The organism is Arenimonas soli, from assembly GCF_014643775.1.
Lineage (GTDB): Bacteria > Pseudomonadota > Gammaproteobacteria > Xanthomonadales > Xanthomonadaceae > Arenimonas > Arenimonas soli.
Genome location: NZ_BMKC01000001.1, coordinates 1 through 21,086 on the forward strand (window position 1 = coordinate 1; position 21,086 = coordinate 21,086).

Below are 21,086 nucleotides of genomic sequence, written 5' to 3' on the forward strand. Positions count from 1 at the left end.
GGAACCACCCGATCCCATCCCGAACTCGGAAGTGAAACGCAGCTGCGCCAATGGTAGTGTGGCCTAAGCCATGCAAGAGTAGGTCATCGCCAGGGGCTTTACCCCGAAAGCCCGGTCCAACAGGACCGGGCTTTCTCTTTTTACAAAACCCCCGCCCGGAAGGCGGGGGTTTTTCTTTACCCGGTCCAAGATCGTGCACGAAGCCCCGGGCAACAAAAAGGCCGCCCGGAGGCGGCCTTTCGGAGAAACCCGGGGAGGTATCAGCGCAGCGCGTAGCCAAACTGCTGGCGGAACTGCTCGGCGAACTCTTCGTAATCAAAACGCTGGTTCTGCGGGCCCAAGTGTTCGATCTTCAGGGCGCCCATCAGCGATGCGATGCGGCCGGTGGTGGCCATGTCCATGCCGTTCATCAGGCCGAAGATGAGGCCGGCGCGGTAGGCGTCGCCGCAGCCGGTGGGGTCGACCACGCGCATGGCGGTGGCCGCCGGGATGTGCAGCTCGCCGTCCTGGGTGTGTACTTCGGAGCCCTTGGGGCCCCGGGTGATGATGTAGGCCTTTACCCTTCCGGCGATGTCCTTTTCCGACAGCCCGGTCTTTTCCTGCAGCAGGTTCGACTCATAGTCGTTGACCGTGACGTAGGTGGACTGTTCGATCATCTGGGTCAGTTCCTTGCCGTTGAACAGCGGCATGGCCTGGCCCGGGTCGAAGATGAAGGGGATGTCCAACTCCGCGAATTCCCTGGAGTTTTGCAGCATCGCTTCGTAACCGTCCGGCCCGACGATGCCAAAACCCACGTCCTTCACGTCCCGGACGTGGTTTTCGTAGGAGCGCATCATCGCGCCCGGGTGGAAGGCGGTGATCTGGTTGTCGTCCAGGTCGGTGGTGATGAAGGCCTGGGCGGTATAGAGGTCGGCCAGCGTCTTGACGTGGTCCAGGCGGATCTCGCAGGCCTCGAAGTGTTCCCGGTAGGGCTCGAAGTCCTGGCCGACGGTGGCCATCGGGATCGGGTCGCCGCCCAGCAGCTTGAGGTTGTAGGCGATGTTGCCGGCGCAGCCGCCGAACTCGCGGCGCATCCGCGGCACCAGGAAGGACACATTCAGGATGTGGACCTTGTCGGGCAGGATGTGGTTCTTGAACTGGTCCTGGAACACCATGATGGTGTCGTAGGCCAGGGAACCGCAGATAAGGGCGGACGCCATTGTTCGGGACCTCTCGGGGCAGGAGCGGGACGACCGCCCGCAAAGTCGCACATGTTAGCGCGGCACCCGCCGTAAGGCACGGGATAACGGGTTTTTACCTTGCCGCGTGCGAGGGTGGTTGCTACGCTAGCCCACCCCCCGAAACCCCACATTTAACGGGCTCTCCCGCATGTTCAAGAAGCTCCGCGGGCTGTTCTCGAACGATCTGTCGATCGACCTCGGAACCGCCAACACCCTTATTTTCGTCCGTGGCCAGGGCATCGTCCTGAACGAGCCCTCGGTGGTTGCCGTGCGCCATGGCCCCGGGGGCCGCGAGGTCGCCGCCGTCGGCGCGGAGGCCAAGAAGATGCTCGGCCGCACCCCCGGCAACATCACCACGCATCGGCCCATGAAGGACGGCGTCATCGCCGACTTCACCCATACCGAAGAAATGCTCAAGCAGTTCATCAAGAAGGTGCACAAGTCGCGCTTCCTGCGGCCCAGCCCCCGCGTGCTGATCTGCGTGCCCTGCGGCTCGACCCAGGTCGAACGCCGCGCCATCAAGGAGTCGGCCGAAGAGGCCGGCGCCCGCGAGGTCTACCTGATCGAAGAGCCGATGGCCGCCGCGATCGGCGCCGGCATCCCGGTGGACGAGGCCCGCGGCTCGATGGTCATCGACATCGGCGGCGGCACGTCCGAGGTCGCGGTGATTTCGCTCAACGGCATCGTCTATTCGCAGTCGGTGCGCATCGGCGGCGACCGCTTCGACGAGGCGATCATCAACTACGTGCGCCGCAACCACGGCACCCTGATCGGCGAAACCACGGCCGAACGCATCAAGCTCGAGATCGGCTGCGCGTTCCCGCAGGCCCAGGTCAAGGAGTTCGAAGTGTCGGGGCGCAACCTGGCCGAGGGCGTGCCGCGCATGATCGTCATCAACTCCAACGAAGTGCTCGAGGCCCTGCACGAACCGCTCAGCGGCATCGTCAGCGCGGTCAAGCAGGCGCTGGAACAGACCCCGCCCGAACTGTGCGCCGACGTCGCCGAACGCGGCATCGTGCTCAGCGGTGGTGGCGCCCTGCTGCGCGACCTCGACAAGCTGATCTCCGAGGAAACCGGTCTGCACGTGCACGTGGCCGACGACCCGCTCACCTGCGTCGCCCGCGGTGGCGGCCGGGCGCTGGAGCTGATCGACATGCACGGCAACGAGTTCTTCTCCGCCGAGTGAGCCTGCTTGCAGGCGCAGTTCCCATCCGGATGACGCCGTGGCCTATCCTGGAAACCCGGCGCCGCGCCTGACCGACGGCGCCGGCAGCACCCTACCGCTGCTGGCCTACCTCGCCATCGCCACCGTGCTGATGGTGGCGGACCTGCGCGGCGGGTTCGCCGCCAAGGCGCGCGTGCACCTCTCGACGCTGGCCGAGCCGGTGTGGTGGCTGGCATCGGCCCCGGGCCGCCTGAGCGACAGCGCCGGCGAGTTCTTCAGCAGCCGGTCGGACCTGCAGCAGGAAAACGACCGCCTGCACCGGGAACTGCAGGTCAACGCCAGCCGGCTGCACCGGCTGCTGGCCGTGGCCGAGGAAAACCAGCGCCTGCGCGAACTGCTGGGCGGCACCCGTGGCTACCGCCTCAGCGCCCAGCTGGCCGGCATCATCGACGTTGACCTCGATCCTTCGCGCCAGCGCATCGTGCTCGACGCCGGCGCCAACGACGGCGTGCAGGTCGGCCAGGCCATGATCGACGCGGGCGGCGTGCTGGGCCAGGTCATCGAAGTCACGCCCCGGCATTCGACCGCGCTGCTGCTGACCGACCCCGAGCACGCGGTGCCGGTGCAGGTCGCCCGCACCGGCCTGCGCGCCATCGCCTACGGCACCGGCCGCACCGACATGCTGCGCCTGCCCAGCATCCCGCAAAGCGGCGACATCCGCGTCGGCGACCGCTTGGTGACCTCCGGCATCGGCGGCCGGTTCCCCGCGGGCTTCCCCGTGGGCGTGGTCGAGATCGTGGAGCCCGACGAAACCCAGCTGTTCGTCGTCGCCGAGGCCCGCCCTTCGGCGCGTCTGGACCGCGGCGTCGAAGTCCTGCTGGTCAGCAACACCACCACCGGCCTGGATGCCGGCCCGCCGCTGCCGCCACCACCGGCCCCGGTCGAAGAGCAGGCCTCCACGCAGACCGATGCCGGCGCAGCCACGGAAGCCGGGCCAGCCACCGTCCCGCCCCGGGAGCCCGGCGAATGAATCGCGGACCTTCCGGCTGGCTTCTCTATGGCGGCCTGTTCCTGGCCCTGCTGCTGATGGTCGTGCCCCTGCCCGACGGCATGGACCTGGCCCGGCCCTACGTGCTGGCCATGCTGCTTTGTTACTGGCTGCTCGAGACCCCCGACCAGGTGGGGCTGGGGACGGCCTTCATCGCCGGCCTGGCCGCCGACCTGGTGGCCGGCACCCTGCTGGGCGAACAGGCGCTGCGCCTGGTGGTGCTGGCCTTCCTGGTGCAGCGCTTCCGCGCCCGCCTGCGTTTCTTCCCGCTGTGGCAGCAGGCGTTGGCCATCTTCGCGCTGCTGGTGAACGACCGCCTGGTCGACCAGGCCATCCACGCCATGGCCGGCAACGGCTGGCTGCACTGGACCAGCTGGCTGTCGCCGGTGCTGGGTTTCGCGCTGTGGCCGTGGCTGTTCCTGCTGCTCGACGGGCTGCGCCTGCGCACGCGCGACCGCGGCAACTGACCCCATGCGCAGCATCCCGCGCCGCAAGCTCAAGAACCTGCATGCCGAAGCGGCGCAGTTTGACCGCCGCGCCATCGTCGGCTTCATCGGCATCGCGCTGGCCTTGCTGGGCCTGGCGGGCGGCTATTTCCGCCTGCAGGTCCTGCAGCACGAGGAGTACCAGCTGCGTTCGGAAGCCAACCGCATCAAACCCCGGCCGATCGTGCCGGCGCGTGGCCTCATCTACGACCGCAATGGTCGCTTGCTGGCCGACAACGTGCCCGCCTACCGCCTCGAGATCGTCGCCGAACAGGTGGACGACCTCGACGCCACGCTCGCGGGCCTGGCCGAGCTGGTCGAACTCGACCCCGAGGACATCGGGCGGTTCCGCGAGGCACGCCGCGCGACCCGCAGCTTCCGCCCGGTGCCGCTGAAGCTGCGGCTGAGCGAAGGCGAGCTGGCGCGGCTGGCCGTCAACCGCCACCGATTCCCCGGCGTCGAGGTCGTTCCCTACCTGACCCGGCGCTATCCCTACGGCGACCTCTTCGCCCACGTCATCGGCTACGTCGGCCGCGTCGATGCCGACGACCTGGCGGCCATGGGCGACAGCCGCAACGCCGCGCTGACCCACATCGGCAAGGCCGGCATCGAGCGATATTACGAAGACCGCCTGCGCGGCGAGATCGGCTACGAAGAAGTCGAAACCAATGTCGAGGGCCGGGCCCTGGGCGTGGTGCGCCGGCAGCCGGCCACGCCCGGCACCGACCTGCGCCTGACCGTGGACGCCCGCCTGCAGCAGGCGATGGTGGACGCCTTCGAAGGCCAGCACGGCGCGGCGATCGCCGTCGACCCGCGCAACGGCGAAATCCTCGCCATGGTCAGCCTGCCCAGCTACGACCCGAACCTGTTCATCAACGGCATCAGCCATCCGGACTGGCAGGCGCTGCAGGCACCGTCGCGGCCGCTGTTCAACCGCAACGTGCTCGGCGGTGCGCCGCCGGGTTCGACCATCAAGCCGTTCATGGCGCTGGCGGCGCTGGAAGCGGGCATCCGCACGCCCGAATACCAAACCCTGTCCACCGGCGAATTCTTCCTGCCGGGCCAGCCGCGTGGCTACCGCGACTGGCGACCGGGTGGCCACGGGCGCGTGAACCTGACCGAATCGCTGGCGCAGTCGGTGAACACCTACTACTTCGAGCTGGCGGTCGAGCTGGGCGTGGACCGCATCGACCCCTTCTTCGAACGCCTCGGCTTTGGCCGCCCCACCGGCATCGACCTGGCCGGCGAGATGTCCGGCGTGCGGCCCTCGCGGCGCTGGAAGCGGCGGCAGTACAACCAGAACTGGTTCCCCGGCGACACCGTCAACGCCGCCATCGGCCAGGGCTTCTGGGTCACCACGCCGCTGCAGATGGCCCAGGCCACGGCCGTGCTGGCCAACGGCGGCATGCTCTACCGGCCGCACCTGCTTCAGGCCAGCCAGGCCGGCTTCAACCAGCCGCTGCAGCCGGAACTGCAGCTGCCCGGGCGTCGGGTGATTGAAAGCGCCGAAGACCTGGCGGCGGTCAACGAGGGGCTGGTGGCGGTGATGCACGGCCCCACCGGCTCGGCCCGCGCCGCCGCCGTGGGCGCCACCTACCGCATGGCCGGCAAAACCGGCACCGCCCAGCGCGTCAGCCGCCGTGGCACCGAACGCACCAACCCCAAGGACCTGCCCTACCACCTGCGCCACCAGGCCTGGTTCATCGGCTTCGCGCCGGTGGAAGACCCGGGCATCGCCGTGGTCGTGCTGGTCGAACACGGCGGCTCGGGCAGCGGCGCCGCGGCGCCGGTGGCCCGGCGCATCATGGACGCCTGGCTGCTGCCGGTCGTCGACGAGGCCGCGCCATGAGCGCCGTGCTGCGCTGGGCCCGTGAACTGTTCGACCGCCTGTTCGAAAAGGTGGACCTGCCGCTGCTGCTGGCCCTGCTGGCGCTGATGGTGGTCAGCCTGGTCGTGCTGGCCAGCGCCTCGGGTGAAAACACCCGGCTGGTGGTGTCGCAGGGGGCGCGCTTCGGCGTCGGCCTGGTGGCGCTGCTGCTGCTGTCGCGGGTGACGCCGGCGAAATTCCGCCTCTGGACCCCGCTGGCCTATGCCGGCAGCCTGCTGCTGCTGGCGGCGGTGTTCGTGTTCGGCACGGGGCGCAGCGCCAACCTGTGGCTCGACCTCGGCGTGTTCTACCTGCAGCCGGGCGAACTGCTCAAGCTCACCGTGCCGATGATGCTGGCCTGGTACCTGCACTCGGTGCCGCTGCCGCCGGGCTGGCGGGTGCTGGCGGTCTGCGCCGCCATCATCGGCGTGCCGGTGGGAATGATCGTGCTCCAGCCCGACCTGGGCACGGGCATGCTGGTGGCGGCCTCGGGCGTGTTCGCGATCTTCCTGGCGGGCATCGCCTGGTGGCGCATCGGCCTTTTCGCCGGCCTGGGTCTGGCGGCGCTGCCGGCGGCCTGGCCCTTCCTGCTGCCGCACCAGCGCGAGCGCATCCTCACTTTCATAAATCCCGAAAACGATCCGCTGGGCGCGGGCTGGAACATCATCCAGTCCAAGATCGCCATCGGTTCGGGCGGGCTCACCGGCAAGGGCTGGGGGCAGGGCAGCCAGTCGCACCTGGACTTCCTGCCCGAACACACCACCGACTTCGTCTTTTCGGTGCTCAGCGAAGAGTTCGGCTGGGCGGGCGTGGTCACCGTGCTGGCGCTGTACCTGTTCGTGGTCGGGCGTTGCCTGTGGATCGCCACCCAGGCCCGCGACGGCTTCTCCCGACTGCTGGCCGGCACCCTGGCCATGACCTTCTCGGTGTATGTCGTCGTCAACGGCGGCATGGTCGCCGGCCTGCTGCCGGTGGTGGGCGTGCCCATGCCCCTGGTCAGCTTCGGCGGCACCTCGGCGGTGTCGCTGCTGGTGGGTTTTGGCATGGTGATGTCGGTGCACGCACACCGCAAGTTCATGGCTAGCTGAACCGGGCGGGCGACGCCGTCGTGTCAAATCGCCGGCATTCCCATATGCTTGTTTCCATGCGCACCCACCTGATCCGCCTGTCCGCCCTGCTGCTGGCCGTTTTCACCGCCGCGGCCGCCGCCAACCCGTCGCCGGACCCGGCGCTGCGCCAGGCCTTCCTCGACCATGCCCGCAGCGAATACGGCCTGCCCGCCGCCGAGGTCGAAGCATGGCTGGCGAAGTCGGCCTACCGGCCGAGTATCGTCAGCGCCATGTCGCGGCCGGCCGAAAAGGTGAAGCCCTGGCGCGACTACCGGCCGATCTTCATTTCCGACAAGCGCATCCGCGACGGCCAGGCCTTCCTGGCCCGCCACCGCGACGCCCTGGCCAAGGTCGAGGCCGACACCGGCGTGCCCGCGGAAATGATCGTCGCCATCATCGGCGTCGAAACCAGCTACGGCGGCAATACCGGCAGCTACCCGGTGCTCGATGCGCTGTACACGCTAGGCTTCTTCTACCCGGTCAGCGGCGACCCCGGCCAGGTCGAACGTGAAACCGCCCGCGGCCGCTTCTTCCGCGACGAACTGGCCCAGGTGATGCTGCTGGCCAAGGAAGAAAACCTCGACCTGGCCGCGCTCAAGGGCAGCTATGCCGGCGCGATGGGCTACGGCCAGTTCATGCCGTCGAGCTACCGCGCCTACGCCCGCGACGGCGACGGCGACGGCCGCCGCGACCTGTTCGGGTCGCTCGACGACGTCTTCGCCTCGATCGCCAATTATTTCGTCGCCCATGGCTGGCAGGCCGGCGAACCGGTGGTGGCCCTGGCCCGCGCCGACGAGGGCACCGAGCCCTTCAAGCCCGAAGGCCTGGAAGCACGCTACAGCCTGGCCGAGCTGGGCGAGAAGGGCTATCGCCCGGCCGAGGCCCTGGGCCATGACCACAAGGCCACGCTGGTGACGCTGGAAGGCACGGGCGGCACCGAACACTGGTTCGGCTTCCGGAACTTCTACACGATCACCCGCTACAACCGCTCGCCGATGTACGCCATGGCCGTGCACCAGCTGTCGCGCGAAATCGCCGCCGGCACCGGGGCCGCCGCCGCGCCATGAGGGCCGGCCTGGCCTGCGTGGTGCTGCTGCTGGCGGCCTGCGCCGGCAAGCCCACCCGCCCCGTGGCGCCCGTGGTCGAACCCGCCGGCGACACGCCGCGCAACGCCGTCGCCGCGACGCCCGCCGCCGCGTCGGCGAAGGCGCTGCAGGCCGCCTGCCTGCAGGTGCGCGAACACCGCGACGAGGACTACACCGCCGGCGGCCTGTACGCGCCCGGCGTGGCGGACTCGGCGCCCAGCCAAAGCCTGGACATCAGCGGCCTGGTCGAACCCGAGCCCCGCCACGAACCGCTGGCGCGTTATGGCAACCGTTCGCCCTACACGGTGCTGGGCAAGAGTTATCGCGTGCTGGAGCGGGCCGAAGGCTATCGCGAACGTGGCGTGGCGTCCTGGTACGGCCAGAAATTCCACGGCCGGCATACGTCCAGCCGCGAGATCTACGACATGTGCAGCTTCAGCGCCGCGCACAAGACCCTGCCGCTGCCGAGTTTCGCGCGGGTGACCCGGCTGGACACCGGCGAAAGCGTGGTGGTGCGGGTGAACGACCGCGGTCCCTTCCACGCCGGCCGCATCATCGACCTCAGCTATGCCGCCGCGGTGAAGCTGGGCCTGGACCGCAGCGGCACCGCCAAGGTGGAAGTGCAGGCCCTTGTGCCCGGTGCCGATGCGCCCCGCGTGGCCGGCACCCCGGCCGCGCCGCTGCCGGCGTCGGCGCCGCTGCCCGGGCCCGTCGTGCACGTGGCCGAAGACGGCCGCCGCCGCATCCTGCAGGTGGGCGCCTACCGCGAACGCGACAACGCCCGCCGCGTTGCCCGCCTCATCGAAGACGCCGGCATCAAGGACGTCGAAGTCGCGTCGGTGAAGGTCAACGGCAACAAACTCTGGCGCGTGCGCATCGGCCCGCTGGCGGCCCCTGCGGCGACCAGCGTCATCGAAAGCCTGCGCGCCCTGGGCCTGCCCAGCCCGCGCGTGTTCATTGAATAGGGGCTAGCATCATTGCCTCGTCCCCGGTCGGCGCCCCGCGCAGGCCCTGAATAACTGGAGTTCTTGCCGGATGTCCGTTTCCCGTTTCCTGCCCTTCCTGCTGGTGGCCGTGCTGGCCGGCGGTGCTTTCGCCCAGGCCCCCGCCCCGACGCCGCTGCCCGACAAACCCGAGGTCGCGCCGCCGCCCACGCCCGAGGCCCCGGTGCCCGTAGGCGCGAAGGCCTGGATCCTGATGGACCACGTCAGCGGCCAGGTGCTGGCCGGCGAAAAGATCGACGAGCCGCTCAACCCCGCGTCCATCACCAAGGTGATGACGTCCTATGTCGTCGCCGCCGAGGTGGCCGCCGGCCGGGCGTCGCTCGATGACATGGTCAAGATCAGCGAAAACGCCTGGCGCCAGGGCGGCGCCGGCACCGACGGCAGCTACAGCGCGCTGGAGGTCAATACCGAAGTCAAACTCGACGACGTGCTGCACGGCCTGGTCATCCAGTCCGGCAACGACGCCGCGATCGCGCTGGCCGAACATCTGGCCGGCACCGAGGCGGCCTTCGTGGACATGATGAACGCCTACGCCAGCAAGCTGGGCATGACCGGTTCGAACTTCGAGAACGCGCACGGCCTGACCGCCGAAGGCCACCTGATGACCGCGCGCGACATCGCCACGCTGTCGCGCGCACTGATCAACCACTTCCCCGAGCACTACGCGCTCTACAAGATCAAGGAATTCACCTACAACGGCATCCAGCAGTACAACCGCAACGGCCTGCTGTGGAAGGACGACAGCGTGGACGGTCTCAAGACCGGCCATACCTCGGCCGCCGGCTATTGCCTGGCCGCGTCGGCCAAGCGTGGCGACCAGCGCCTGGTGTCGGTGGTGCTGGGCATCGACACCAACAGCCGCAACGAAGGGTTCCGCCTGCGCGAGCAGGGCAACCTGGCCCTGCTCAACTGGGGCTTCCGCCACTTCGAAACGCACAGCGTTTATGGCGCCGGCGACCAGGTGGCCGAACACCCCATCTGGCGCGGTGCCGCCGACGTCGTGTCGCTGGGCGTCACCGAGGCGCTGCTCGTCACCGTGCCGCGCGGTCGCTACGGCGACCTCAAGCCGAGCATGGACGTGCCCAGGCAGCTGACGGCGCCGGTCGCCAAGGGCCAGGCCATCGGCACCCTGCGCCTGAGCCTGGACGGCAAGGTGGTCGCGGAACGGCCGCTGGTGGCGCTGGCCGAGGTCGCCGAGGGCGGCTTCTTCAAGCGCATGAGCGACGATTTCTGGCTGTGGTGGGAAAGCGAATAAGCCCGGCCTGGCGGGTCCCCGGCCCTTGGGCGGGCGGCCCGGCGCCCCCATAATGGGGCCATGTCCATCCACTCCGACAATCCCGAGCACGGGTTCCAGTTCCCGGGCATCTTCGAGATCAGCGCCATGGGGTCGGCCGAAGCCGACCTGCACCTGGTGATGCCGATGGTGCTCGAGGCCCTGGGCCTGACCGTCTACCGCGACCGCATGGCCATCAAGCCCTCGGCCAAGGGCAACTATGTTTCCGTTTCCCTGGTCTTCGAGGCGCACAGCCGCGAGGACTACGACGCCGCGCACGGCGCGCTGCGCGAGCACCCGGCGGTGAAGTGGACGCTGTAGCGGCCGCCTGCGACACGGCGCCCGCCGCGGCGCCGGCCGACCGGCCCTGGCTGGTGCGCGAACTGGGCCGCCAGGCCTACGAACCGGTCTGGCGCGCCATGCAGAAGTTCACCGACGCCCGCGGCCCGGACACGCCCGACGAACTGTGGCTGGTCGAACACGAGCCGGTGTTCACCCTGGGCCAGGCCGGCAAACCCGAACACGTGCTGGCGGCCGGGGACATCCCGGTGCTGCAGGTCGACCGCGGCGGCCAGGTCACCTACCACGGCCCCGGCCAGCTGGTGGCCTACCCGATGGTGGACCTGCGCCGGCTGGGCGTGGGCGTGCGCGAACTGGTCTGCCGCATCGAAGCGGCGGTCATCGACGTGCTGGCCGGTTTCGATGTGCACGGCGAACGCCGCGACGGCGCGCCCGGCATCTACGTGGACGGCCGCAAGGTCATGGCCCTGGGCCTGCGCGTGCGCCGGGGCTGCAGTTTCCATGGCCTGGCCTTCAACATCGCCATGGACCTCGAGCCGTTCAGGCGCATCAATCCCTGTGGTTACCAGGGCCTGGAAGTGACCTCGATGCTAGAATTGGGCGGTCCCGGCGAGCTCGCCGCGATCCAGCCGCTGCTGGTCGAGGCCCTGTCCCGCCGCCTTGGCCTGCAGGCCCGGCCCGTGGCCGGCCTCCCCGATCTCACTTCCGCCTGAGGCGTCATGTCCGAGTCCACCAGCAAGTCCATCCCGCTGCAGGTCCTGGGTTCGCCGCTGGTGGAGGGCCAGAAACAGCTTGGCGGGGACAAGATCGGCAAAAGCCCGGTTAAGTTCGACGAAGCCGCGCCCATCCTGCGCAAACCCAGCTGGATCCGGGTGCGCATTCCGTCCGGCAATGCGGTGCAGAAGCTCAAGAGCAAGCTGCGCGAGAACCGCCTGGTCACGGTCTGCGAAGAAGCCAGCTGCCCGAACATCCACGAATGTTTCAGCCACGGCACCGCCACCTTCATGATCCTGGGCGAGGTCTGCACGCGCCGCTGCAGCTTCTGCGACGTCGCCCACGGCCGGCCCAAGCCGCCCGACGCCAGCGAGCCGGCCAGCCTGGCGCGCACGATTGCCGACATGGGCTTGCGCTATGTTGTCATCACGTCCGTGGACCGCGACGACCTGCGCGACGGGGGTGCCCAGCATTTCGTCGACTGCATCCGCGAATCACGCGCGCTGTCGCCGTCGCTGAAGATCGAGATCCTCACGCCCGACTTCCGCGGCAAGGGCCGCATGGACCGCGCGCTGGAGATCCTGGCGCAGTCGCCGCCCGACGTGTTCAACCACAACCTCGAAACGGTGCCCGACCTGTACCCGAACGTGCGCCCGGGCGCCGACTACGCCTGGTCGCTGCAGCTGCTCAAGCGCTTCAAGGCGCAGCATCCGGACGTGCCCACCAAGTCCGGCATCATGCTGGGCCTGGGCGAAACCTTCGAACAGGTGATGGCCACGCTGCGCGACCTGCGGGCACACGACGTGGACATGATCACCATCGGCCAGTACCTGCAGCCCACGCCGCACCACCACCCGGTGATGCGCTACTGGACCCCCGAGGAGTTCAAGGCCCTTGAAGCCGCCGGCCAGGCCCTGGGCTTCACCCACGTGGCCTCCGGGCCCATGGTCCGTTCGTCCTACCACGCGGACCGAATGGCCGCTGAAGCCGGGTTCGTCGCCGACACCGCCTGAACGCCGGGCGGGGTATGCTCGGAATCGTGCCCCAAGCCAGCACTACTGGCACACGCCGCGGCCTTCGCCGGGGCGCAGAGTGGGCCCCTGACGCACCGGATCCCAAACATGCTCAAGTACAAGCTGATCGCCCTTTCCGCCGCGCTGCCCCTGGCCCTGGCCATGGCGGCCACCGGCAGCCCGGCCACGGAAACCGCCGCGTCCCGCGCCGGCCCGCCGGCGCTGGCGCCGACGGCTGAACAGGCGGCGGCGGCGCGCATGGTCTACGGCATCCTGTCCGACAGCCGCTACGTCTACCGGTCCAAGCCGCTCAACGACGAACTGTCGGCCGAAATCCACCGCCGTTACCTCGATTCCCTGGACGGCCAGAAGCTGTTCTTCACCCGCGCCGACATCGCACGTTTCGATGCCCAGCGCCTGCAGCATGACGACGCGATCAAGTCGCAGCAGCTGGCGCCGGCTTTCGAGATCTTCGCGACCTACCAGCGCCGGGTCGCCGACCGCGTGGCCTACGCGCGCTCGCTGCTCAAGCAGCCCTTCGACTTCTCGAAGGAGGAAACCTGGCTCTATGACCGCGAGGAAGCCCAGTGGGCGGCCAACGGCAGCGAACTCGACGACGCCTGGCGCAAGTACGTCAAGAACGACGCCCTGCGCCTGAAGCTGGCCGGCCGCAGCCAGGCCGAGATCCGCAAGACGCTCGACAAGCGTTACGCCGGCATGGCCGAACGCGTCGGCGAACTGCGCGCGGACGACGCCTTCGAAACCTTCATGAACGCCTATGCCGGGTCCATCGACCCGCACACCAGCTACATGTCGCCGCGCAGCGCGGAAAACTTCAACATGCAGATGCGCCTTTCGCTCGAGGGCATCGGTGCGGTGCTGCAGCGCCAGGACGAATTCGTCGTGGTGCGCACCATCGTGCCGGGTGGCCCGGCCGCCAATTCGGGCAAGGTCAACGTCGGCGACCGCGTCATCGCGGTGGGGCAGGGTGACACCGGCCCGATGGTCGACGTGGTGGGCTGGCGCATCGACGACACCGTGGCCCTGATCCGCGGCAAGAAGGGCAGCAAGGTCCGCCTGGACATCCTGCCGGCCGAGGCCGGCGTGGACGCCAAGCCCCGGCTGGTGGTGATCGAGCGCGACAAGGTCAAGCTTGAACAGCAGGCGGCGCAGAAGCGCATCATCGAGGTCGACGACCGCCGCATCGGCGTGGTCGAGCTGCCCACCTTCTATCTTGATTTCGACGCCCGCCGCCGCGGCGACGAGGACGCGCGCTCGGCCACCGCCGACGTCGCGCGCCTGCTGCGCGAACTGCGCGCCGAGCAGGTGGACGGCGTGGTCATCGACCTGCGCGACAACGGCGGTGGTTCCCTGCTCGAGGCGGTGGAACTGACCGGCCTGTTCATCGATACCGGCCCGGTGGTGCAGGTGCGCGAAACCGGCGGCCGCGTCAGCGTCGAAGCCGACGATGAAACCGGCGTGGCCTGGGACGGCCCGCTGGCCGTGCTGGTCAACCGCGCCTCGGCTTCGGCCTCGGAAATCTTCGCCGCCGCCATCCAGGACTACGGCCGCGGCCTGATCATCGGCGAGCCGACCTTCGGCAAGGGCACCGTGCAGAGCCTGATCGACCTCGACCGCTTCCCGCGCAAGGGCGACGTCAAGTTTGGCCAGGTGAAGCTGACCGTGGCGCAGTTCTTCCGCGTCGACGGCGGCACCACCCAGCACGCCGGCGTGGTGCCCGACCTGCAGTTCCCGGTCAGCCTCGACGCCACCGAATACGGTGAAAGCACCTACGACAACGCCCTGCCCGCGACGCGCATCGCCATGGCGCCGCACGGCAACGTCGGCAACCTGGCCGTGCTTACCCCGCAGCTGGTGGCCAACCACGAGGCCCGCGTGGCGAAGGACCGCGAGTTCCAGTGGTGGTCGGAGGACGTGGCCCGCTTCCGCAGCGAACGCGGGAAGAAGCAGGTGTCGCTGAACGAAGACGTGCGCCGCGCCGAACGCGACCGCCTCGAGGCCGAGCGCAAGCAGCGCCGCGCCGAGCGCGTCGCGGCCGGCCTGGAAGTGGACGAAGCCGCCGCCCTGGTGGACGACGGCCTGGCCTACAACGAGCGCAGCGTGGTCGAGCAGGCGGCCGAGGAAGAGGCCGCCAAGAATGGCCCCGACCCGCTGCTGCGCGAATCAGCCGCGATCCTGGCCGATGCCCTCGACCTGCTGTCGGCCGACGGCCAGCTCACCGCCCAGGTGCTGCCGGTCACCCGCCGGCCCACCATCTGGGCGGAATGAGCGGGGGCGCAAGAACCGGATAGCCGGCCCCCCGGGTGCCGGCTAACCTCGCCCGCATGGAAAGACCGCCACTCGCCGCCGACCCCCGCCTCGACCAGGCCCGCCGCCTGCTCGACGACGCCGACCTGGGCCTGGCCGAACTGGCCGCGGCCGTCGGCCTCAGCGCCACCTACCTGCAGCGCCGCTTCCGCCAGCAGTTCGGCATCAGCCCTGCGCAGTACCGGGCCCAGCGCCGCCTGGCCGGCCTCAAGCAGGGCCTGCGCGCCGGCCACGACGTCACCCGCGCGCTTTACGACGCCGGTTATGGTTCACCCAGCCGCGTTTATGAAAACGGCGCCGCCCGCCTGGGCATGGCGCCGCAGGCCTACCGGCGCGGCGGCGATGGCCTGGACATCCGCTGGTCGCTGGTGGACACCGCGCTGGGCCAGGCCCTGGTGGCGGTGACCGAACGCGGCGTCTGCGCCGTGCTGCTGGGCGACGACCCGGACGCCCTGGCCAAGGACCTGCAGTCGGAATTCCCGCGTGCCGCGCTGCACCGCGTGGACGCGGGCCGCGATGAGTTCCTGGCCCCGCGCGTTCGCGCCGTGGCCGACGCCCTGGCCCAGGGCCGGGGCAGCGTGCCGGTGGAACTGGTGGGCACCGCCTTCCAGCAGCGCGTGTGGGAAGCGCTGATGCGCATCCCTGCCGGCGAAACCCGCAGCTATGCCGAGCTGGCCGTTTCGCTGGGCATGCCGCGCGCCGCGCGCGCCGTGGCGCGCGCCTGCGCCAGCAACCGGGTGGCGGTCCTGGTGCCCTGCCACCGCGTCATCCGCGGCGATGGCAGCCTCGGCGGCTATCGCTGGGGCCTGCCGCGCAAGCAGGCCCTGCTGGACACCGAAACCCGCCAACACCCTTCCGCGAGACGCAAACAGGCATGAACAACGCGCCCGCCGCGCCTCCGTCCGCCGTCGCGGTCGCGCTGGCGCTCGCCTCGGTTTACCTGGTCTGGGGTTCGACCTACCTGGCCATCCGCGTCGGCCTGGAAGGTTATCCGCCCTTCCTGATGGGCAGCATCCGCTTCATCGCCGCCAGCCTGGTGTTCTACGCCTTCCTTCGCTGGCGCGGCCACGCCGCGCCGACCCGTGCGCAGTGGCACAACGCCGCGGTCATGGGCCTGTTCATGATGCTGCTGGGCAACGGCATGGTGAACTTCGCCGAACAGTCGGTGTCCTCGGGCCTGGCCGCGATCGCCGTGGCGTCGATGCCGCTGTGGGCGGCGCTGTTCGGCGTGCTGCGCCGGCAGCATCCCAGCCGCGGCGAATGGCTGGGGCTGGCGATCGGCTTTCTCGGCGTCATCTGGCTCAACGCCGGCAGCCAGCTGCGCGGCAGCCTGCCGGGCATGGCGGCGTTGATCCTGGCGCCCATCGCCTGGGCCTGGGGTTCGGTCTGGAGCCGGGGCCGCGACCTGCCCGCACCGTTCATGAGCACGGCCGCGCAGATGCTGTGCGGCGGCGTCACGATGGGCCTGCTGGGCCTGGGCCTGGGCGAGCGCCTGACCGAAGTGCCGCCGCTGCGCGCGACCCTGGCGGTGGGCTACCTGGCGGCGTTCGGGTCGATCATCGGCTTCAGCGCCTACGTCTGGCTGCTGCACAACGTGCGGCCGGCGCTGGCGACCAGCTATGCCTACGTCAACCCGCCGATCGCGGTGATGCTGGGCGCACTGCTGCTGGGCGAACGTTTCAGCGTGCACGCCATCGGCGCCATGGCCGTCATCCTCACCGGCGTCATCCTGATCACCTTCTCGAAGGCCCGCGTCGCCTGAGGCCCGGCCTCAGGCGTCCAGGCGCAGGGGGAGTTCGCGCAGGCGCTTGCCCGTCAGTGCGAAGACCGCGTTGGCGACGGCCGGGGCGATCGGCGGCAGGCCGGGTTCGCCGACGCCGCCGGCGCGCTCGGTGCTGGTGACGATGTGGGTTTCCACGACCGGCATTTCCGGCAGGCGCAGCGACGGGTAGTCGTGGTAGTTCGACTGCTGCACTCGCCCGTCGGCGAAGGTGATCCGGCCGTGCAGCGCCGCGCCCAGGCCGAAGGCGATGCCCGAATCCATCTGGGCGCGGATCGCCAGCGGATTGACCGCGATGCCGCAGTCGATGGCGCAGACCACGCGATGCACGCGCACCTTCCCGGATTCCACCGACACTTCCGCGACCTGGGCCACGTAGCTTCCGAAGGACTCGTGCACGGCGATGCCGCGCGCGCGGCCTTTCGCCAGCGGCCCGCCCCAGCCGGCCTTTTGCGCGGCGAGGTTGAGCACGCCGAGATGGCGCGGGTGCCTGGCCAGCAGCGTGCGCCGGTATTCAAGCGGGTCGCGGCCGGCGGCGTGCGCCAGTTCGTCGACCAGGCTTTCCATCACGAAGGCGTTCTGGCTGTGGCCGACCGAGCGCCACCACAGCACCGGGATGCCGGTGCGGGGTGAATGCAGCTCGACCCGGTGGTCGGCCAGGTCCTTGATGTAGGGCGAATCGCTGACGCCCTCGACCGAGGCATTGTCGACGCCGTTCTTGATGCTGCCCTCGAAGGGCGTGCCGGCCATGATCGATTGCCCGACCAGGGTGTGGTCCCAGGCCACCGGCAGGCCGTCGTCGCCCAGGGCGATGGCGGCGCGCTCAAGGAACATCGGCCGGTAATAGCCGCCGCGGGTGTCGTCTTCGCGGGTCCAGACGGTCTTGACCGGCGCGCCCGCGGCCTTGGCCACGTGCACGGCTTCGGACACCACGTCGGCGGTGGCCGTTGCGCGGCGCCCGAACGCGCCGCCGAGGAAGGGCGTATGCACCGTCACCTGTTCGGGCTTGAGGCCGGTGATCGCGGCGGCGGCGTTCTGTTCCACGGTCTGGAACTGGGTGCCGACCCAAAGATCGCAGCTGTCCGGGCCGATGCGCACCGTGCAGTTGAGCGGCTCCATGGCGGCATGCGCCAGGTAGGGCACGAAATATTCGGCCTCGACCTTGCGCGAAGCCGCGGCCACGCGGGCGCGGGCGTCACCGGCACTGGCGGCGCTGGCGCCGTCCGTCTGTGCCAGGCCACGGAACTGGTCGCGCAGCGCCTTGCTGTCGAGCGCCGCGTTCGGGCCCAGGTCCCATTCCACCTCCAGCGCATCGCGGCCCTGTTTGGCCGCCCAGAAATGATCGGCCACCACGGCCACGCCCGAGGGCACCTGCACCACCTTGCGCACGCCCTTCACCGCCAGCGCGGGCGCCGGGTCGAAGGACTTCACCTGGCCACCGAACACCGGCGCGCGGGCGACGACCGCGGTAAGCAGGCCCTCGAACTGCACGTCCATGCCGAACACGGCGCGGCCGGTCGTTTTCTCGGGCGTGTCGAGCCGGGGCGTGTCCTTGCCGATGACCTTCCAGTCGGCCGGCGCCTTGAGCGTGACGGCTTCGGGCACGGGCAACTGGCCCGCGGCATCGGCCAGCTCGCCGTAGCGGGCACGCTGATCGCCGCAGATCACCACGCCGTTTTGTGTGCGGCAGTCCCCGGCGGCAACGCCGAAACGCGCCGCGGCGGCCTGCACCAGCATCGCGCGCGCCGCCGCGCCGACCTGGCGGTAGCGGTCGAACTCGGACCAGGTGGTGGTGGAACCACCGGTGCCCTGCATGCCGAACACCGGGCTGGCGTACACCGCTGCCGCCGGCGCGTGTTCAACCCGGATGCGCGACCAGTCGGCGTCGAGCTCCTCGGCGATCAGCATCGGCAGCGTGGTCCAGATGCCCTGGCCCATTTCCGAATGCGCCAGCAGCACGGTGACGCTGTCGTCGCTGCCCACGCGCAGGAAGGCGTTGGGCGGCGGCAGCGTGGCCTTGGCCGCGGGTTCCTGGGCGAAAGCCAGGCGCTTGCCGCCCGGCACCACGAAGGCGACCACCAGGCCACCGCCCAGCAGGGCGCCGGCCTTCAGGAAGCGGCGGCGGGAAGGATCGTTGGCGGCGTTCATGCCTGGCCTCCGTCGCTGTTTTGCCCGGCGGCCTTGTGGATGGCGGCGCGGATGCGTGGGTAGGTGCCGCAGCGGCAGAGGTTGCCGCCCATGGCCTCGTCGATCTGCTGGTCGGTGGGCTGCCCCACCTGCTGCAGCAGCGCGGCCGCGGCCATGATCTGCCCGGACTGGCAGTAGCCGCACTGCACGACGTCGAGCTCGGCCCAGGCTTTCTGCACCGGGTGGCTGCCGTCGCTGGAGAGGCCTTCGATGGTGGTCACTGCGCGTCCGGCCACGGCCGACACCGGCAGCACGCAGGATTTCACCGGGCTGCCGTCCAGGTGCACGGTGCAGGCGCCGCACTGCGAGAGGCCGCAGCCGTACTTGGTGCCGGTCAGTCCGACCAGGTCGCGCAGAACCCAGAGCAGCGGCATTTCCGGCGTGGCGTCGACGTCGTGTTCGACGCCGTTGACGGTGAGCTTCATGGCGACCCCTGGCGGCGGCTGGCTTGATGCGTGAGCCTACTCCGCCGGGTCCTTCGGTCCAAGTGAAGACCGGGCCCGCCATTCTTCACGCTGCGCCGGCGTGTCCAGGTCGTGTGCCAGGCCCGGCGCAGGCACGGCGGACACCTGCCGCGCATGCCGGCGCAGCAGTCCGCGGGCGCCGCGGTCGTCGCGGCCGGACGCGAGTTCTTCGAACCAGGCGCACGGCAGCAGCGCCGGCACGCCCAGCACGCCGGCGTAGGCGCTGGCGGCCGCCTGCGCGGGATCCCTGCGCCAGGCCGCGACCAGGGCCTGCAGGTGTGCGCCGTCCAGGGCGGGCTGGTCACACAGCACCACCAGCGCGCCCGCGATGTCCCCGCCCAGCGCCTGCACGCCGGTGGCCAGCGACGCACCCAGGCCGGCCTGCCAGTTTTCGCAAACCAGCGGCGTGACCGGCAGCCCGGCGACCTCGTTGCGCACTTCGTCGGCGCCGGCGCCAAGCACCAGCAGGGCCTGCGCCGGGTTGGTGGCCAGGCCGAAACGCAGGGCACGGCGCACCAGGCTTTCCCCGTCCACCCGCAGCAGCTGCTTGGGTTCGCCCAGGCGCCGCGACGCCCCCGCGGCAAGCACCAACAGGGCGTGTTGGGGAAGGGTCATCGCGCGCCGTGGAAATAACGCTGCAGGTCGGCCGCGATCGCCAGCGCGATGGCCTCCGGACCATGCCCGCCCAGCGGCATGCCCGCGGGTGCGTGCAGGCGCGACTGCAGCCGCGCCTGTTCACCGGCGGGGAGCTGCGCCACCAGTTCGTCACGTCGCGCCGGCGGGCCGAGCAGGCCGACATAGGGCACGTCGAGGGTTGCCAGGGCGCGCAAGGCTTCGAGGTCGGCGCTGGCGAGGTGGGTCATCACCAGCGCCGCGTCCGGCAGCGCCGCCAGGTCCGCCAGCGCCTGCGCGGGGCGAAGCGCATGCAGGGCAGAGGCGCCGGCCAGGCGCTCGGCGCGCAGCAGGGCCGGGCGATGGTCGACCACTTCCGCCAGCCAGCCCATCACCCGCGCCAGGTGCAGCAGCGGTGGCGCCTCGGGCCCGGCGCCGAGCAGCAGCAGCCGGGGAGCCGGCGCGATCTGCACGGCCAGTGCCCCCGGACCGGCAAGCGTTGCATCGAACGCGATCTCGCCCAGGGTCGCCGTGTCCACGCCGACCCAAACCGCCAGCGCCCGCCGCGCCGCGTGCGCGTCACCAAGCCGGTCAAGCAGGGTTTGCCCGGCGCCGGGAACCGGCCAGGCCAGCACCCGCATGCGGCCGCGGCAGCCCGAGCCCGAACCGAACAACAGGTCGTCGTCGTCGCGGGTGTCGAGCACCGCGGCTTCCGGCTCGCCGCTGGCGATGACGCGTGCGGCCAGGGCGTCGAGCGCGGGCTCCAGGCAGCCTCCCGAAAGCGTGCCACTGCGTTCCCCGTTGCCGGCCACCAGGGCCAGGGCGCCGGCCTTGCGATACGTCGATCCTTCGGTGTCGGTCACCAGCGCCAGCGCGAAGGCCTGGCCCTGGTCGCGAAACGCGCGGGCGGCTTCCAACACGGCCAGCAGGCCGCCATGGGCCATCACGGGGACGGTTCCGATTCGGGCGCTTCAAGCGCATCGCGCAGCGCTTCCCAGGGAAGCAGCACGCAGCGGTGGCGCGCAGGGTAGGGCGCGACGCCGGCCAGTGCGGCCAGGTCGCCGTCGGCGCCGGATGCGTCCTGAATGCAGGCGCGCAGCGCTTCGTGGCGCCGCGCGACGCCGGCGGCATCAAGCCCGGCCACGTGCTGGGCCATCAGCGAGGCCGAGGCCAGGCAAAGCAGGCAGGCCTGCGATTCGTGGCGGAGTTCGCTGATGCGGCCCGATTCGTCGACCCGCAGGCTGACCGCGACGCGGTCACCGCAGAGGGTGTTGCTGGCCTGCGCGCGCCGGGCCCGGCCGTCCAGCCGCCCGGCCTGCCGCGGCTGCCGCCCGTGCTCGAGCACCTGCTGCCGATACAGCGCGGCGGCGGCATCGGCCGGCTCGGGGGAAGGCGTGGTCATGCCGGCAGTGTGCCGCCGCGGCGACGGGCG

The 21,086-nt window shown here is 70.3% G+C and carries 20 protein-coding genes and 1 rRNA gene; 15 read left to right on the forward strand and 6 right to left on the reverse strand.

All coding sequences use genetic code 11. The features are described 5' to 3' along the window. A 5S ribosomal RNA gene (gene rrf / locus IEX13_RS00005) occupies positions 1 to 95 on the forward strand; the annotation flags it as partial. Between the two features lie 165 nt (positions 96 to 260). Here the strand turns inward: rrf and IEX13_RS00010 are convergent. Beyond that, entirely contained in the window at positions 261 to 1,199 is a 939-nt protein-coding gene (locus tag IEX13_RS00010) for a carbohydrate kinase family protein (RefSeq protein ID WP_188659647.1), read from the reverse strand. A gap of 169 nt (positions 1,200 to 1,368) precedes the next feature. Here IEX13_RS00010 and IEX13_RS00015 point away from each other — a divergent pair, with 169 nt between their 5' ends. The 14 genes from IEX13_RS00015 to yedA all read left to right on the forward strand — a co-directional run bounded on the left by IEX13_RS00015 (position 1,369) and on the right by yedA (position 16,373). Further along, complete coding sequence (locus IEX13_RS00015) at positions 1,369 to 2,406, forward strand: rod shape-determining protein (RefSeq protein ID WP_188659651.1); 1,038 nt, start codon at positions 1,369 to 1,371, stop codon at positions 2,404 to 2,406. A gap of 37 nt (positions 2,407 to 2,443) precedes the next feature. After that, entirely contained in the window at positions 2,444 to 3,415 is a 972-nt protein-coding gene (gene mreC / locus IEX13_RS00020; RefSeq protein WP_188659654.1) for a rod shape-determining protein MreC, read from the forward strand. After that, positions 3,412 to 3,900 (forward strand): rod shape-determining protein MreD, encoded by a 489-nt coding sequence (gene mreD / locus IEX13_RS00025; RefSeq protein WP_188659658.1) that lies wholly within the window; start codon positions 3,412 to 3,414, stop codon positions 3,898 to 3,900. Before mreC ends, mreD begins: the two co-directional genes overlap by 4 nt. A gap of 4 nt (positions 3,901 to 3,904) precedes the next feature. Continuing rightward, positions 3,905 to 5,767 (forward strand): penicillin-binding protein 2, encoded by a 1,863-nt coding sequence (gene mrdA, locus IEX13_RS00030; protein ID WP_188659660.1) that lies wholly within the window; start codon positions 3,905 to 3,907, stop codon positions 5,765 to 5,767. Next, the gene (gene rodA / locus IEX13_RS00035; protein WP_188659662.1) at positions 5,764 to 6,873 is read left to right on the forward strand and encodes a rod shape-determining protein RodA; all 1,110 of its coding nucleotides are present in this window, start codon (positions 5,764 to 5,766) and stop codon (positions 6,871 to 6,873) included. The genes mrdA and rodA overlap by 4 nt, the downstream gene beginning before the upstream one ends. A 56-nt stretch (positions 6,874 to 6,929) precedes the next feature. After that, a complete protein-coding gene (mltB, locus tag IEX13_RS00040) occupies positions 6,930 to 7,961 on the forward strand; it encodes a lytic murein transglycosylase B (protein WP_188659664.1) in 1,032 nt (343 codons plus the stop codon). Next, a complete protein-coding gene (locus IEX13_RS00045) occupies positions 7,958 to 8,944 on the forward strand; it encodes a septal ring lytic transglycosylase RlpA family protein (RefSeq protein ID WP_188659666.1) in 987 nt (328 codons plus the stop codon). The genes mltB and IEX13_RS00045 overlap by 4 nt, the downstream gene beginning before the upstream one ends. A 70-nt stretch (positions 8,945 to 9,014) precedes the next feature. After that, positions 9,015 to 10,238 (forward strand): D-alanyl-D-alanine carboxypeptidase family protein, encoded by a 1,224-nt coding sequence (locus IEX13_RS00050; protein ID WP_188659668.1) that lies wholly within the window; start codon positions 9,015 to 9,017, stop codon positions 10,236 to 10,238. A 60-nt stretch (positions 10,239 to 10,298) separates the two neighbouring features. Beyond that, positions 10,299 to 10,577 (forward strand): DUF493 family protein, encoded by a 279-nt coding sequence (locus IEX13_RS00055; RefSeq protein WP_188659670.1) that lies wholly within the window; start codon positions 10,299 to 10,301, stop codon positions 10,575 to 10,577. Further along, on the forward strand, positions 10,565 to 11,269 hold the full coding sequence (gene lipB, locus IEX13_RS00060; RefSeq protein ID WP_188659671.1) for a lipoyl(octanoyl) transferase LipB: 705 nt from the start codon (positions 10,565 to 10,567) through the stop codon (positions 11,267 to 11,269). Before IEX13_RS00055 ends, lipB begins: the two co-directional genes overlap by 13 nt. 6 nt (positions 11,270 to 11,275) lie before the next feature. Further along, on the forward strand, positions 11,276 to 12,283 hold the full coding sequence (gene lipA / locus IEX13_RS00065; protein WP_188659673.1) for a lipoyl synthase: 1,008 nt from the start codon (positions 11,276 to 11,278) through the stop codon (positions 12,281 to 12,283). A gap of 108 nt (positions 12,284 to 12,391) precedes the next feature. Beyond that, positions 12,392 to 14,572: a carboxy terminal-processing peptidase gene (locus IEX13_RS00070; RefSeq protein ID WP_188659675.1), complete on the forward strand. Its 2,181-nt coding sequence runs from the start codon at positions 12,392 to 12,394 to the stop codon at positions 14,570 to 14,572. Positions 14,573 to 14,628: 56 nt separating this feature from the next. After that, positions 14,629 to 15,489 carry a methylated-DNA--[protein]-cysteine S-methyltransferase gene (locus IEX13_RS00075; RefSeq protein ID WP_188659678.1) on the forward strand — a complete coding sequence of 287 codons (861 nt, stop codon included), beginning with the start codon at positions 14,629 to 14,631 and terminating at the stop codon, positions 15,487 to 15,489. Further along, a complete protein-coding gene (gene yedA, locus IEX13_RS00080; RefSeq protein WP_188659680.1) occupies positions 15,486 to 16,373 on the forward strand; it encodes a drug/metabolite exporter YedA in 888 nt (295 codons plus the stop codon). Before IEX13_RS00075 ends, yedA begins: the two co-directional genes overlap by 4 nt. A gap of 9 nt (positions 16,374 to 16,382) precedes the next feature. Here the strand turns inward: yedA and IEX13_RS00085 are convergent, their stop codons facing one another. From IEX13_RS00085 to IEX13_RS00105, 5 genes are read right to left on the reverse strand one after another with little or no spacing between them, the layout of a single operon-like run. After that, positions 16,383 to 18,539, reverse strand: coding sequence for a xanthine dehydrogenase family protein molybdopterin-binding subunit (locus IEX13_RS00085; RefSeq protein WP_188659682.1), 2,157 nt, complete (start codon positions 18,537 to 18,539; stop codon positions 16,383 to 16,385). After that, positions 18,536 to 19,003, reverse strand: a complete 468-nt coding sequence (locus IEX13_RS00090; protein ID WP_188659684.1) for a (2Fe-2S)-binding protein — start codon at positions 19,001 to 19,003, stop codon at positions 18,536 to 18,538. Before IEX13_RS00090 ends, IEX13_RS00085 begins: the two co-directional genes overlap by 4 nt. Positions 19,004 to 19,039: 36 nt before the next feature. Then, positions 19,040 to 19,657 (reverse strand): nucleotidyltransferase family protein, encoded by a 618-nt coding sequence (locus IEX13_RS00095; protein WP_188659686.1) that lies wholly within the window; start codon positions 19,655 to 19,657, stop codon positions 19,040 to 19,042. Further along, positions 19,654 to 20,598: an XdhC family protein gene (locus IEX13_RS00100; RefSeq protein WP_229668483.1), complete on the reverse strand. Its 945-nt coding sequence runs from the start codon at positions 20,596 to 20,598 to the stop codon at positions 19,654 to 19,656. The genes IEX13_RS00095 and IEX13_RS00100 overlap by 4 nt, the downstream gene beginning before the upstream one ends. After that, entirely contained in the window at positions 20,598 to 21,056 is a 459-nt protein-coding gene (locus IEX13_RS00105; RefSeq protein ID WP_188659690.1) for an iron-sulfur cluster assembly scaffold protein, read from the reverse strand. The genes IEX13_RS00100 and IEX13_RS00105 overlap by 1 nt, the downstream gene beginning before the upstream one ends. Positions 21,057 to 21,086 lie beyond the last annotated feature (30 nt).